This window comes from Sphingobacterium sp. SYP-B4668 (assembly GCF_027627455.1).
In the GTDB taxonomy this organism is placed as follows: domain Bacteria; phylum Bacteroidota; class Bacteroidia; order Sphingobacteriales; family Sphingobacteriaceae; genus Sphingobacterium.
In genome coordinates, this window is sequence record NZ_CP115483.1 from 381,224 (window position 1) to 395,873 (window position 14,650).

13 protein-coding genes and 1 pseudogene are annotated in these 14,650 nt (G+C 48.2%); 9 read left to right on the forward strand and 5 right to left on the reverse strand.

All coding sequences use genetic code 11. The annotated features are described in order from the left end of the window. Positions 1–50: 50 nt before the first annotated feature. Positions 51–665, forward strand: a pseudogene (locus OQ289_RS22120) (RHS repeat-associated core domain-containing protein); the annotation flags it as partial. Further along, on the forward strand, positions 637–951 hold the full coding sequence (locus tag OQ289_RS01650; RefSeq protein WP_270089135.1) for a hypothetical protein: 315 nt from the start codon (positions 637–639) through the stop codon (positions 949–951). The pseudogene OQ289_RS22120 and the gene OQ289_RS01650, both read left to right, overlap by 29 nt. Positions 952–1,824: 873 nt before the next feature. On the opposite strand, the gene OQ289_RS01655 is transcribed toward OQ289_RS01650, so the two are convergent. Both OQ289_RS01655 and OQ289_RS01660 read right to left on the reverse strand, forming a co-directional pair. Next, positions 1,825–2,226: a hypothetical protein gene (locus OQ289_RS01655; RefSeq protein WP_270089136.1), complete on the reverse strand. Its 402-nt coding sequence runs from the start codon at positions 2,224–2,226 to the stop codon at positions 1,825–1,827. Positions 2,227–2,840: 614 nt separating this feature from the next. Next, positions 2,841–3,032 carry a hypothetical protein gene (locus OQ289_RS01660; RefSeq protein ID WP_270089137.1) on the reverse strand — a complete coding sequence of 64 codons (192 nt, stop codon included), beginning with the start codon at positions 3,030–3,032 and terminating at the stop codon, positions 2,841–2,843. A gap of 178 nt (positions 3,033–3,210) precedes the next feature. Here OQ289_RS01660 and OQ289_RS01665 point away from each other — a divergent pair, with 178 nt between their 5' ends. Genes OQ289_RS01665 through OQ289_RS01675 form a run of 3 tightly spaced genes read left to right on the forward strand, consistent with a single transcriptional unit; the run spans position 3,211 to position 8,869 of the window. Then, positions 3,211–4,293, forward strand: a complete 1,083-nt coding sequence (locus OQ289_RS01665) for a TlpA family protein disulfide reductase (protein ID WP_270089138.1) — start codon at positions 3,211–3,213, stop codon at positions 4,291–4,293. Then, positions 4,283–7,468, forward strand: a complete 3,186-nt coding sequence (locus tag OQ289_RS01670; RefSeq protein ID WP_270089139.1) for a SusC/RagA family TonB-linked outer membrane protein — start codon at positions 4,283–4,285, stop codon at positions 7,466–7,468. The genes OQ289_RS01665 and OQ289_RS01670 overlap by 11 nt, the downstream gene beginning before the upstream one ends. 6 nt (positions 7,469–7,474) lie before the next feature. Then, positions 7,475–8,869 carry a RagB/SusD family nutrient uptake outer membrane protein gene (locus tag OQ289_RS01675; RefSeq protein ID WP_270089140.1) on the forward strand — a complete coding sequence of 465 codons (1,395 nt, stop codon included), beginning with the start codon at positions 7,475–7,477 and terminating at the stop codon, positions 8,867–8,869. Between the two features lie 60 nt (positions 8,870–8,929). Here OQ289_RS01675 and OQ289_RS01680 read toward each other — a convergent pair whose 3' ends face one another. The 3 genes from OQ289_RS01680 to OQ289_RS01690 all read right to left on the reverse strand — a co-directional run bounded on the left by OQ289_RS01680 (position 8,930) and on the right by OQ289_RS01690 (position 11,118). Then, on the reverse strand, positions 8,930–9,316 hold the full coding sequence (locus OQ289_RS01680) for a hypothetical protein (protein ID WP_270089141.1): 387 nt from the start codon (positions 9,314–9,316) through the stop codon (positions 8,930–8,932). Positions 9,317–9,624: 308 nt separating this feature from the next. Beyond that, positions 9,625–10,626, reverse strand: a complete 1,002-nt coding sequence (locus OQ289_RS01685) for a helix-turn-helix domain-containing protein (protein ID WP_270089142.1) — start codon at positions 10,624–10,626, stop codon at positions 9,625–9,627. Between the two features lie 99 nt (positions 10,627–10,725). After that, on the reverse strand, positions 10,726–11,118 hold the full coding sequence (locus OQ289_RS01690; RefSeq protein WP_270089143.1) for a hypothetical protein: 393 nt from the start codon (positions 11,116–11,118) through the stop codon (positions 10,726–10,728). Positions 11,119–11,477: 359 nt separating this feature from the next. Here OQ289_RS01690 and OQ289_RS01695 point away from each other — a divergent pair, with 359 nt between their 5' ends. The 4 genes from OQ289_RS01695 to OQ289_RS01710 all read left to right on the forward strand — a co-directional run bounded on the left by OQ289_RS01695 (position 11,478) and on the right by OQ289_RS01710 (position 14,616). Continuing rightward, on the forward strand, positions 11,478–12,470 hold the full coding sequence (locus OQ289_RS01695) for a hypothetical protein (RefSeq protein ID WP_270089144.1): 993 nt from the start codon (positions 11,478–11,480) through the stop codon (positions 12,468–12,470). A gap of 98 nt (positions 12,471–12,568) precedes the next feature. After that, positions 12,569–12,940 carry a hypothetical protein gene (locus OQ289_RS01700; protein WP_270089145.1) on the forward strand — a complete coding sequence of 124 codons (372 nt, stop codon included), beginning with the start codon at positions 12,569–12,571 and terminating at the stop codon, positions 12,938–12,940. 333 nt (positions 12,941–13,273) lie between these two features. Next, positions 13,274–13,996, forward strand: coding sequence for a DUF6266 family protein (locus tag OQ289_RS01705; RefSeq protein ID WP_270089146.1), 723 nt, complete (start codon positions 13,274–13,276; stop codon positions 13,994–13,996). A 62-nt stretch (positions 13,997–14,058) separates the two neighbouring features. Then, on the forward strand, positions 14,059–14,616 hold the full coding sequence (locus tag OQ289_RS01710; RefSeq protein ID WP_270089147.1) for a DUF6266 family protein: 558 nt from the start codon (positions 14,059–14,061) through the stop codon (positions 14,614–14,616). The last annotated feature ends 34 nt before the right edge of the window (positions 14,617–14,650 follow it).

Genomic DNA, 14,650 nt, shown 5'->3' on the forward strand with positions numbered 1-14,650 from the left:
GAATGAAATGACGAGCTCATTTGTTCCATTAAAAATCATATCAAAACACAAATAATAAGTATCTTTATAATGGTAAAGAAACCGCTATGCGGTTCATGAGGTCAATTATAAAACAGACTAATCCCGAATAAATCCAAGGCGAGCTTGGAGACCAGTATGATTATGGCGCGAGATTCTACGATCCGGTAATAGGTAGATGGAATGTGCTAGATCCGCTGGCGGAGAAGATGCGCAGATATAGTCCATATACCTACGCTTTTGATAATCCGATTAGGTTCATAGATCCAGATGGTCGAGAGGGGAAAGATTGGATTAAGTGGAAATCAGAAAGAGGCACCACATACTATACTTATGATAGGAACATCACAACCGTAGCGCAGGCAAAGGAGAAAGGGTATACAGATGTAGATTGGGTAGCAGAGTCTGGTAGTATAGCCACTGCATCTGGCGGTTCTTATACAATGTCCCCAGGGGGCAAGTTTACTAAGGAAGGTAGTGAAGGAAATATTGATATCTCAGGTGTTGGTGCTGTCGCTAACGGAGGAAAAGTAAGGGTTAATGTTGCGAAGTCTGGGCTTAAACAAACCGGCGAATTGTTAAGTGGGGTGGGTGATGGTTTATCATACATATGGCGGTATGGCAACATTTCAGCCCCAATTGATTAAAGCTGGTGAAATTATGGGCTTGCCCGGAAATTTAATAGAAAAAGCTGATGATATCATTATGAATAATGCTTCAAAGGAGAGTATAGTTAGAGGAGGTGTAAGTCTCGGAATTCAAGAATTGTTTAGAGGTTTAGGTCTTTTAGGCGTTAGTGGGACAAGAAAAGTCTCTGATGGTATTGGTAATGAAGTTTCAGAGTTCATAATAGAAAATATGTCCAGCGAAATAGGGAAAGTTTATGATAAAGCCATTCAAGAGAAATTAAAAAACAAGAAAGATGATAGATGATACGACTTTTCGTTTTTTTTTCGGAATTACTATGGTAATTATTTCAGGCCTGGGTCTTTTTTTCTTTTTAAGAAGCATAAAGAAAAGTAAGGATGATAGTCCAATTTTATCTTTAAGTAGGCTTAGATTTATTTTGGGTTTGATTGCAATCGGAGCATTCGGACTTTTTTTGATTTTTTATAAATTTTAAAAGCAAATATCTGACCCGTTTTTAAGGCCCAATCTTTCACAGGATTGGGCTTCTTAATATCTGCAAGGCGATAATACTCTTAAGCTTTGCTGCCTTTATTAAAAGCATCGATAGTAGTAAAAATGTGCCCTGTTCTCATTATCGAGACTGGAATGTTTCCTGTTGTAATGAGTCTATCATCTGGATAATCCTATATTATTTCAATACCATTTTTTAAGCACTTTTCGGGTAGTGTTGCAATTTCAGATTATAAAGGTAAAGTTCCCTGTTTTGGGAAGGCTTCATAAACACTTCAAAAATTGATGAAAGAATACAAGCTGATGATTATACATAAGGCTTAGTTTTAAGATTACAATTTTCTAGGTGTCCTCATAATTTTTAGAAATCTCATCAAGAGTGTTATCCAGTGCGTTACAAACCTCTAATAGAGTTGAAAACATATAGTCTTGGTATGCGTTTTCGATTTTGCTAACCTTTTCTCTAGTAACCCCTTCACATCTCATTGGTTGCTCATCAACTACTCCACTACTCTTCATTATTCAGAAGTTGGAGATTAGGGACTAGGCTCCACATAACAGCACGTCACTCCGGGCTTGGTCCGGAGTCTGTTGGTTAATTGCACTTTAGGGAGGTTCTTCCTTCGCCGTCCAATTGTTGCTTCATTAATCTTCCTCAGTCAGTTGCTACTTACCATCTACCAATTCTAGCTTTAATACAAGCTTCTTCCCTTCGCCGTAAAGATACTCGAATAGTAAGCGGGGGGAAGTGCCTAGAGATTTGGCAAGACCAAAGATTTCATCCGCATAAAGTTCCTTTAGTTCTCCGTTTTGAAGCCTACTAAGTCTCGATTTTTCCACCCCTGAAGATTTGCTAATGTTATTGCTGGAATTTGAAAAAATCATGAGAAATGCCTGCAGTTTCGTCTTTGCGTTATCTAAATTTAAGATTATCTCCCATTTATATTTTGAAAAGAACAAATCACAGAGGAAGTCAATATCAGTTTTGGTTATATTGGCAATATTATAGAACACCTTACCTGTAATGAAATTGCGCTCTCCTATTATATGGTCGATAGTTTCTAACATAATTTTAAGGTCAGTATTATTCCTTTCTTTAAGAATTTTTGCAATTTTCGTTTTAAAGGTTACTGATGAGAGATGTTGTTCCATATTATTTTTAATAAAAAACTGCAACGTATGTTGCAGTTTTAGTTTATTGTTTTTATATTTGTATCACAATCAGTTCGCTGATTCGAGTCTCGTCAAATAGAACCAGCAATTTTAATGACGCGAGACCTTTAGGAGCATATTGTCCCAATTTTGTATATTCGTACAATCTTTGGGAGAAGCTCCTACTGGAAACCGTGTCTGGTCCTTGCTGGTACCTTTTTGGCGGTGGAAGGTAGGGGCTTCTCCTTTTTATTCGCCCTTCTTTTTCCATCTGACTCCTTTAATTTGAAACCAATTAAACAGTGAGTTATGAGTTTTACACCAATTTCTAATTTTTTACACTCGCAGTGTTACTTCGAAGTAGGCCATTGGTACGCCCAATCACTTTTGTTAAAGAACATCTGCTCGCCGCCCGAATAAAGCGGCCCACCTTATTACAGACTATACAAACGAGGGTCATGACCGCACTTCTTAATCAAGACGTAGGCTCCTAGACCATCTGCTGCATATACCCATGACATGCCGATCCGCTAGCCGGCGGTCAGCATGACGGCTAAAACCATATGCAAGTCGATGTCTACGATAGCCATTGCCCATCCCTCGACGTCATGTCTGTATACCGACCGCTCTTTTCTCAGCACCGTACTTCGTATCTGGTCCACGATCGTGTATTGTCTTTTTCTAGCAAGTCTAAAGATAGCACCTTTCTTCGATCCTATCAAGATACAGTTACTCCAAGTATAATGCGGTGCCCAGAATAGGGGAGAGTTGGTCGGTTTATTTACTAATCGATTTTTTTAATAGTGATGGAGTGATGAGTAACTAGTGACTAGTAATTAGTGACAGGTGACGAGTTCACGGATACCGTTCATAGCTCCATCACCAATTAAACCAACTATTATGAAGCATTTTTATGCTAAGGGGAGAGCTATGACTTATTTGCAACGAGACAACAGGACTAAATTATTCCAATATCCGGAACAGAGGCCAAGCGATGAGGCTTTAGGTTCCATTACAGATTACCTCCAACTGTATTTCCGTATTAAGCTTAGGGTGTATATCGTATTGCTGATGGCTCTTGCCATGGTCTCGAATGGTTTCAATTTTTTCGCTAAGTTACCGAAGGGTATACAGGCCGTTCTGACATTGGTCTGTATAGTTTCTATGTTTACTGTTTCGGCCCAAGAGCTGCCCGGCAACCAACGGGCGGCAAATGGGCTATCCGACAGCATTGCCGGTAAAGTAATATCTACCGAGAACAAGATATATCTCCAAAATGTAGAGATCCGTAACCGGCTCGACGAAACCATCGCCCTGACCGACGCCAGGGGTGGTTTCAGGATATCAGGGACTGCTGCCCATGACACCCTGTCGTTCTATTATCGGGGGTACAAACCTGTCTCCCTTATGTTGCGGCCTTCCACCCAGCGGCCGCAAATAGTGCCGCTCGACCTGGATACACCGCAGATCGAACGCCTGGTGGTCGGGGATACCCTCCCGACATCCCTCTCGGAGCAGGCCTTCCGATTGGTAGCCCCCAAGGACGGGAAGCCCTTTTTGCGGCTTGCAGACCACATGGACAAGAAACTGTTGGTGCTCGATTTTTGGACGGTCTGGTGCACGCCCTGTATCAAGTCCGTCAACGAATGGCATAAGATGAAGCAGATATACGGTGACGACCTGGAAATCGTCACCGTACATGTGGACTACGAATACAAGGCCCGCCCATTCGTAGAGCAGCAGGGGTGGACCCTGCCCACGGTCTATGGGCCCGGGTTCGACCTGTTGAACCGCTCATTCTTTGACAAGTACCAGACAGGGGGAGTGGTCTGGATACAAGGGGGGAAGGTCACGGCCATTTATTATGGCTGTCCCGAGAATTACGACCTGGTAGGGCCGATAATGAGGGGGGAGCCGGTGACCCCTCGGTCTACCCTGCCCAATACCTATATGACAGGAAAGGAGCAGGGCCATGAGAGGTAACTCGATATTATTGTCGTGCATATGCTGGTGCAGTATCGCCGCAGGCCAACAGCTTACCGTCCAGGTCAAGGACAGCATCTCCGGAGAGCCGATACCTGGTGCGACCGTAAGCTTCGAAAAGAGCAGCAGGGTAGTCAAACTGGCCGATGACCACCGCTTGTCGGTGGAAGCTAAAGATGGGGGGTACATCGACATCGGGCATCTGGGATATCTCACCAAAAGGATAAGGCTCGAGGAGCACCGATCGCGGTATGTCGTATTATTGGGGCCATCCGTCACCACCATAGAGGAGGTCGTCATCAACACGGGGTACTACAAAGTCCCCAAAGAAAGAGCCGCAGGCTCGTTCGTCTTCCTGGACAAAGATGACCTGCAACGGGCCAAAGGGGGCAATGTACTGCAGCGAATGGACGGTATCGCTTCCGGCGTGCAGTTTATCGGCCCCGATTCCTATGGACGCCAAGACATCCGGGTACGTGGCCTGAGCACGATCGAGTCGGATGCTACCCCGCTGATCGTCCTGGACAACTTTCCGTACGAGGGGGACATCGACAATATCGACCCCAACGATATCGAGAGCATTACCGTCCTAAAGGACGCCTCGGCTTCCTCCATATGGGGAGCAAGGGCAGGCAACGGTGTCATCGTGCTGACCACCAAACAAGGACGTGGCGGCAAAGGCGTCGGCATCGACCTCAGCTACGACCATCGCTTCGAGGACAGGCCCGATCTGCTGTATTCCAGGGATTGGCTGCCCGCTACGGAAGTGATGCAGATCGAAAAGCAACGTTTCGGGGCCGGACTGTACACCTTCGGGGATCGCATCCCCAATCCACTCTACCCCGAGCTCCTGCAGCAGCATGCACTTGGAGAACTGACGGATGCCCGCCTACGATCCCATGAGCAAGACCTTGGTGCAGCCGATACGCGCAGACAGGCGATGCAGCATCTGTACAGGCCCGCTCGCTCGGCACAATATTTCTTGGGTATCGAGTCGGGTACCGACCGGTCATCGTCCTATATCGGGCTCGGATCGTCCCGCAACCAGGGGGCCAATATCGGTGTGTCCGATAGCCGGCTCAACCTGAGCGCACGCAATCGATATGTGCCGCTCAGCTGGATGTCCCTACAGAGCGAGATCTCCTTTGTGGGGAGCCGTGCCCGGGACAACGGTATCACGCTCCAAGACCTGGCCACCGGCAATATGGCCATATCCCCCTACATCGAATTGCGGGATGCCCAAGGTAATGCAGGTGCCATCATCAAGGATATCGGGTATGCATATGCCAAAGGCAGCTTGGCCAATGGCCTGTTGGACTGGATGTACAGGCCCCTCGACGAGCTGCGCCATATGGACCATGTCAAGCACGGCGAAGAACTGCGGTTGAAGTCCTCGCTGGACCTGAAACCCTTTCGGGGAGGTAACTTGCAGCTCAGCTACATGTTCACGCAGGGCAATGGTCGATCGACGAGTACTTATGAAAAAGAGAGCTATTATGCACGCAACCTGATCAATAGGTTTACCCAACCCGATGGCACGCAGGTAATCCCCGATAACGGGATATCCTACGCCGCCAATCCCGGCCGGACCACCGCGCATTACGGTAGGGCGCAGGTAAACCTAGATCGTAGCTTTACCGGGCACCATCGTCTGGACGGGTTGCTCGGAATGGAGCTCAGGCATGCCGTCAACGAGCTCTTCCCCGGGAATATATTGTACAACTATGATACACGGTACCAGACAGGCACCGCCATGTTCAATTTCAACCAGTTCTATCCCACCTTGCCCAACGGTTCGCTGAAGATCCCCGGTGCGTCCCACCTACATACCGTAGGGACCAATAGGGATTTTTCCTATTATGCCAATGTGGGCTATGGTTATCGGTCCCGATACATATTGAATTCCAGCCTACGCTGGGACGGCTCCAATCTTTTTGGCGTCAAGGCCAACCAGAAAGGCGTGCCGCTCTGGTCCGTTGGCGGCAGTTGGCTGCTAAGCGAAGAGCGGTCCTATCCGTTCGGGAAAAGCCTGCCCCATTTGAAGTTGCGGGCCACCTATGGGCTGTCCGGTAACGTGAACCGTTCCATTACCCATTTTCCGGTCGTACGTTTCACCACGGACCAAGAATCCGGTAATACGGCCGCTTCGCTGACGAGCGTGGGCAACCCTTCCCTAAAATGGGAAGAGGTGCGAACACTGAACCTCGCCGTCGATATCGGTACGAGAGGGAACAGGATAAAAGGCAGTGTCGAATTCTATAAAAAATGGGGCAACGACCTCATCGGTGACAACGACATGGATCCTACCACCGGAATAACGGGTAGCTACAAGATCAACTACGCCAATATCGAATCTACCGGGGTGGACTTCTCCCTCTCCGCCCGTAATCTGGACGGGCCGTTCGGTTGGTATACCGATTTTCTTTTCCAACACGTAAAAGGCAAGGTCACCCGTTTTTCGACGGATAGACGAATCCTCCCGTTCCAGTATGTAAGCGCCGCAGCACCTGCATTCCAAGGTGTCTCAAAGGATATGCAGTATGCGTATCCCTGGCATGGGCTATCCTCCGAGAACGGTCTGCCCGAGATGTACATCGATGGGGAGCTGTCATCGAAGTACTGGAGCTACATCAATTCGTACGTAAAGCCCGACATGTTGGTGCCCGTGGGGGTAAGGATACCCACGTGGTTCGGGACCCTGAAAAACAGGTTTACCTACCGGGGGATCGCGCTGGATATCATGTTGGAGGGGAAATTCGGGCATAAATACCGCAGGTCGTCGATGTCCCCCACCGGAGAGATATACCAACGTTACCACATGGATTATTATGCGCGTTGGCAAAGGGCCGGGGATGAGCTCCGAACCGATGTGCCTGCCCAGGTACCGATCGCCGCTACCGACAATGAGCTGCTCGGGGCCGGGACATACTACCAGTATGCAGAGGTGCTGTACGAACGGGGGGACCATATCCGGATAAAAGATATCCGGCTCTCCTATGGACTGCCACGGCACCTGGCCGGGAGATTGAAGCTGCGCCACATCGGGGTATCCGTCTATGCCCGCAACCTCGGGCTGGTCTGGAAGGCCAGTAGATATGGGCTGGACCCAGATTATCCCACTTCGGAGTACCGCCCCCCGATGAGCTGTACACTATCCCTTCACGCTAATTTTTAACAGACTATGACAACGATACGATCCCTATTGCCAAGACCATCTATCTTGGTCTGCCTGACGGTCCTCCTGAACGGTTGTGCGGACGACTTCCTGGACGTAAGGTCCGACCTGGGTATTGCCACCCCGAGCAGTGTGGCAGATTATCGGGCCATGTTGGACCTCTCGTCCCTTTATGGGAACAATGGCTATATCCTGTCCATCCCGGCGACCGATGAATTCTATGTGGAGACCCCGGTCTATCAGGCGTTGCCCTTGGGCAATTACCAGCGGCAACAGAAAAATGCTTACTTGTGGCTTCCCGAGATATACGAAAATGAGGAGGGCCTGGATTGGAACTCGGCCTATTCGAAGATATTGACGGTCAATCTGGTACTGGACGGACTGAAAAAGATAGATGCCAAAGAGGAGGGCCACGCTCCGGTGAAGGGCACGGCCCTGTTCCTAAGGGCATTCCATTATTACCAATTGGCACAACTATTTGCTCCGCCTTATGACCCCGTCACGGCCGGACAAGACCTGGGCATCCCATTGAGATTGGAAGCAGATGTCACCATCCCTTCAAAACGGGCGAGTGTCCAGGATACCTATGCACGGATACTGGCCGACCTTGGGGAAAGCCTGCAACTCCTGCCCGATAAGCCCGTGGGCAATAAACGGAAGCCATCGAAAGCCGCCGTCCATGCTTTGATGGCCCGGGTCCTCCTGTTGATGGACGACCATGGGGCTGCATTGGCCCATGCGCTGCTGTCACGGGGATATGAAGGAAGCTTGTTGGACTATGCAGGGCTACATACCGATCAAAACTTTCCGTTCAAGCGGGATCATGGAAGCTCCAATCCAGAAGTGTTGTTCTTTGCTTATACAAGGGCGTTCAACCTGCTCCATGATTCGAGGATGCATATCGATCCGCGGTTGGAAAGCCTATATGATGCGGGGGATATCCGACGGTCGGTATACTTTAAGAAAGGTGCCAAGGGCAACGTTTATTTTAGGGGCTCATTGGAGGGGTCGAACCTCATTTTTTGTGGGCTCACCACTGCAGAGACCCTATTGATCGCGGCCGAATGTCATATCCGGACAGGCCGGCCCGACCAAGCTGCTGGCTTGTTGGACGAATTGCGCAGATATAGGTCCGGACAGCAGCAATGGGAGCCACTGGTCTGGGACGACAAGGACGACCTATTGCAGTACTGCCTCGAGGAGAGACAAAGAGAACTATGCTTTAGGGGATTGCGCTGGGAAGACCTTCGGAGATTGAACAAGGACGCCCGATTTGCCAAAACACTCGTCCGACAGGTAGCGGGGGAGACATATGTGCTGGAACCCAACGACCTGAGGTATGTGTGGCCGATTCCCAACAGCGTTGTACAATTGACGGGTATGGAACAGAACGATAGGTAATAGCGTGCCCCCGTATTTGGTACGGGGGCACTTTTTTTAAAAAAAAGGTTTAAGACTTGGTCAATTGTGTTTGGCAAACCCATCGTTGTTACCGCCCGAATTTTCGTCCAGCAGGGCCTTGTTGGTGGCGTTGGTCGCTTCTTCCAGGGTCATGCCTTCCGGTGTAGGAGCCGTGAAATTCGTCAGGTCCAGATATACCGCACAGATTTCGTTGTTGTTGGCCGGGTCGCAAGAGCCCGATGGCGGCGCGATCGGGTCCTTGACCCTGATGTTGGACGGTACATCGCCACCCGTCGGGTTGATAAGTTCTGCATTGTACCATTGTGAGGCCAACACTTTTTTGACATTAGGTTGTTTGCTGATGCCAGCGGCCACAAAGGTGGCCGTTGCAATGGTCAAGGCTACCAAGAGCATTGCATTTTTTTTGATGATTGCTAAAGTTCCCATGATAGTGAGATTTTAATGTTTGTATTTAAATGATTTGTTTTACCCTTTTCCAGCCATCAAATTTTTCTGTACGTAGCCATTGATGCTATATAGGGAGGTCTAAAAGAGTCTTTTGGCCGACGCGCCCTTCCTCCAAGCTGCCTAGGGCCCAGGATCCGATGTGGTGGGTTTTGATAATACGAAGGTCGACAGCACCTTCCATACTAGATGGTCCATATCAGGGAGGTTAGCTTGTTAACCCACATTTTACTATCGCCATCGTCGATGTATATCGGATCTACCCGACAAGGATTGTTGATATGTACAGATCATAGCTTATTTGCATTTGCAATATATGCACTTGGGGTCATGCCCGTTCTTTTCTTGAAGAACTTATTCAAGGCCGATCCACTGGTGTATCCACAGGCGTAAGCCACGTGTCGTATAGGCATATCCTCTAATAGGAGTTGTTTAATTTTCTCCTCGAGCAGCTGCTGTTTGAACGCACTGGGACTTTGCTGGTAGTGGTCATGGAATATTTCATTCAGATAGTCTTGGCTGATACCGATCGATTCGCATATACTGGTCAGACTAAAATCTTGACCAAGGTCTTCCATGTATTGGATGATCAGATCGCGGGCTTCTCTTGCTTTGACGAAGGGTTCGGATAGCTTGTCGTGCTCTTCGAATATCTTTTCGGTAGAGAGCTTGAAGAGTTCTTTGAGCTGATGAAAGATATAGCCTTCATTGTCCAATTGACCTTTTCTTAGATTGTTTACGAAATTGCGAATCCGCCGATGTGTTCGTGGGCCCACCCGGAAGTCTATACTGCAGCAGGATCGGCTATCGGCTTGGCGATAGGATTGGATCAGCGGGTGCAGTAGCTTGAAGGGGCGCTCATTGCCCTGCCTGAACAACTCTCCTCGGAAATAGTAACCGAATAAGGCCGTGTGGTACGAGGGTGCGGTGAGCTCATATCGACCGGGGGGTAGGTACAGGTAGCACGCCCGTTGTGAAGCAAGGATGAATGATTGCCCACTTTGCAGATCCTGGATGTGTATCGGTCCGGCAGCCAGTATCAGGTATAAGGCATGCAAATCCCCCCTGTCTACGCTTATGGGTATGGTGAGGGCCCGGGTAGTACACAGGTCGAGTTGATAAAGGTAGCCTAGCAACCCGTCAAACTCTTGTAGCATAGCCTCTCCGATAGCGCATCGATGATAGCTGACATCTGCATTTTTCATCTGGATGAAAGGCAGCTGGCAGTTGGATGGTGGTGAGCTTGCTATTCCAAATACATGCATCAGGTCTATGTGTAGCGATGCTTTCATATGGGGCGTGTGGGTTTTTATATTTATATAGCGATTTGCTGGCCACAAGGATTTCGATATTGCGGCCAGGTATTCAATGGACTACTTCAGTAATCAACTCTAGTGGCGGTATCTAATCCAGATCAGCACTGGAGTGGCCACATCCACATAGTTGATAACATCCGTACCGATTGGCGTATCATCCGGTATCCCGATGAGTATGACATCCTTGATGTCGGGTAGATTGTCCTGTTCGGTAGTATCTTTAGTAAAGGTTACTGCCGTGCCGTTGTCATAGCTAGCAGCTATGGCGTAGGCCAGTCGGTCACGAAGTGTGGCGGGCATGGCTTGGAGTTGCTGCTGCTGGTGGATGTGCAGGTCAAATTTGGAAGTCATCCAAGCCGTAAAGTCTGTACGGATCAGATAGGTCTCCTGTGCGCGGTCGGTTGTCGAAAGAGATAGGATAGTGGCTTGGACGTAAGCCACCCCCGCATTGTCAAATTTTTGTTTCATCGGCATTGATTAGTTGTTTAAAAAAAACGTGACCCCAAATTTTAGAAAGATGAGTTACATAGGCAATGCTGCAAGGTTTGTGAAGGTCTAATGTGCTACTATTTACAGATTAGACCGTTATTTTTGGCTTAATGTGTATGGATTTGCAGATTAGGCACTGTTACATTATCGACTGGATACTGCCCAGAAAAGAGCTGATTTTTTCCTCAACAATATGACCAAGGTCATTTAAAAAAATGATTTTGGTCACTTTCATTATTTCCTATCAATCAATAAGTGTATTTTAAATATTTTATTATTATCTTGTAGATTAAACTAATTATAGCCGCTTTTGGAAAGAATATACTAGCCAATTGTTTATGAAATATGTAGTCTATATCTTGGTCGCCTCTTGTTGTTCGTTTTTTTATAATCTGCTGGGGTATGCACAGTTGATGTTCGGTCGGGTGGTGTCTCCTTCATTTTGGATCCTGTGGTTGGCCATGATCCTTGTTTTTTTGATAAGTACGATATACATTTCGTATGTGTACAATCGTCTGGCAGGTAGGTTGGACGCTCGGCCGTCAAATCGAGTAGTGGGAGACGGGCGCGCTGTCGCTTCGATAGGGCAAGTCGCTGTACTTCGTATTAGCTATTTGTGTCTAGCCGTGATGCCGATCTTATTGGTCTTCAATATGTTTATCTACCTATGGGTGTATGGACGGCCCGATGCCTTGCAGATGTTTGTCCTTAATCTGCTGTATCGCATCCCGATATTTGCAGGCATTTTGGTGACGTACGCCCTCTTATTGCCCGTTTTTAAACAGTGGTCACTACCCATCTATTTTGGGAATGAAAAGCAAGCGCAGGTCGTATATAAAGCCACTCCGGTTCTACAGGGGCCCGACTTCGCAATGGACCTCCATGTACTGTACTATAGTCTTTTAAAGGTGGCCGGGATAGGTCCTATTTGGGCGGGGACGCATAGTGTGCGGTTCTTTGATATCGTACTGATCGAAACCTATAGCAAGCTTCAATATGTCATCCTTACAGATGGGAGCAGAGTACAGGTAAATGGCATCACCAAGGTGCTGGCCAAATACGGGTTGGATCGCTGGATGGTCAAGATTTCGGGCAACTACATCATCAATATGATGCTGGTCCAATACCCAATAACGAAGGCCAATGGGGAGCTATTGCTGCAGGCTGAGGTACGTGAGGGGATGGGTAGGAATCTTAAAGCGGGGCAGCTCATGTCCATGTTGCACCATGGCCGAGGAATCAATGGTAAAAATATAGCGATATTCTTGGACAATAAACATCATGTGGAGTATGAAGGCTGGGATACCTTCATTACTCTAAAAAAAATGTAAGCATCCCCGATTTAAACATCGACCCACTGAGTGCTACCGATGGGAATTGCCATCTTCGGTGCTGGATTTCGACGGTCGGTCATCATACTGACCTATCTATGAAAAATATCGATTCTGACCCTACATCCGATCAGAAACAGGAATCCTATTGTCCTGTACACCCTCATGATTTCTCGCTTTTACTACAGCGTGTGATGCAGCCCTACCTGGAGCATATACTACAGCTGAAAACCACAATGGAGCACGTGCTCGAGCTCTTGGAAAGCAAGGTGCCTCCAGCAGATGCACTGATGGCTAGCCGAGCTGTCTTGGACTATCTCGGGATATCCGAGCGCACATTCCAACGTTGCAAAGTCAAAGGATATATCCAAGCGGTGGATGAGCAGGTCAAGGACAAGTATTATCGACATCGGGATGTCGTAGAGCTGTACCGCATATACCACAAGCGGCTACCGAGCCGGCTTCCTTGACTACTATTTTTGAGCATGGCTCTTCGCAGTCTTTTTCGTCTTTTTTTCGGATGATGTTCGCTTTGTCTTCGGAGCATGGCTACCTAATCATTACCTCTTTACTACCTTATCCTCACCTATTTCGTGATAAATAGGTAGTGCCGAGGTGAAGATAAGGTTAAGCAGAGGTAGTGGAGCTCCGAAGAAACTCCGAAAAAGGAGCGAAGTTGGTATAGCGTCAAGGTAGCCTTGGCAGCGCATTGACCGACCGCTACCCGACAGTTTGCTGGACTATCCCCGACAGCTGCCCGCCAAGTGCTCTCAAGCTATTGACAGGCTGCTGCTGGAGGTGCTATGTTTGCTTCTGTAAAGCACGATATACCGGTATGCAACAGTCCTTTACGATGGTTTAACTTTTTAAAAATTAATACAATGGGAATTATCAGACAAGGAGCCCTTGGAGGCTTCAAAGGAAAAGCAGGGGCCGTAATCGGGAGCAGTTGGAAGAGCATCGATTACATCAAGGGACTCTACAAAAAGCGATCCAAGCCGGCATCCGAAGAGCAGATGATACAGCAGGCGCGCTTCTTGACGATCGCCAAATTTTTGATGCCGATCACGCCGCTACTGAAGCTAGGATTCGGTCATATCAATAGCGACAAGATGACGCCGAGCAATGCGGCACTACAACTCAATATCAAGCAGGCCGTCTCGGGGAGCTACCCCAACTTTGAGTTGGATTACAGCAAGGTGCTGATCGCATCGGGCTCCTATATCGGGGGTGGTACCACCGCTGCTTCGGTAGCTGCGGGGCTGCTCTCGGTGGATTGGAGCAGTGAACTGAATGCGCTCTATGACTCCAAGGCCGACGATCAGGTGTACATCCTGCTCTACCAGCCGACAGCGGATGAGTTCATGACGCCCGCTGTAGCACCTACGCGTGCCGAGGGTACGGTAGATATCCAGATTCCTACCCACTTGTTGGGAGCAAAGGGGCATGTCTGGATATTCTTTGCCGACCGTAAGATGACCAAGGTATCCCGTAGCTCCTATTTAGGAGAGTTGGATCTGGTCTAGTATTCACCCGAAGTCGTGCAGGAGCGCTTTGCTCTTGTACGACTTCCCAATAATGACAAACAATGATATTACTGTCTAATCTCGAAGAAAAGAAAGAACAAAATGCCACTAAACGCTTAGCCATACAGCTGCGTTTCAAATTGGCTCGATACTTCCTGAATCCACTCAATAGCTTGATACAGCTAGGCTACTCGCAAGGCCGGAAAAACAAAACGGCCATCGGCAAAGCGATGTCACATACGCTACGCAATGCTATGGAAGGTGAATATCCCGATATTCGGGTCAACCCTACGAAGGTCCTCTTCAGTGTAGGAACTTTATGCCACTCTTCCGATATCAAGGTCGAACGCCTAGGGAATGCTATTCGTATAACATGGCGGGATAGGACTAGGACGTGTCGGGTCTTAAATGGCCAATGGGACGATACGGTTATCCTCTGCGCTTATGATGTCGAGGCCGGTGTGGCCGGAATCAATGAAGAGCCGATTATCCGTCGGGACGAGCAGCACCTGCTTCAGTTGCCCTCTGGTATGGTGGGTAGGGCGGTGCACCTTTATATGATGCTGCACGACCGTGACAAGAAGGCTTTTTCTAATAGCTTGTACTTGGGGCTTTATTAAAGGGGATTAGGAGTTAGATTATAGGAGCTAGACT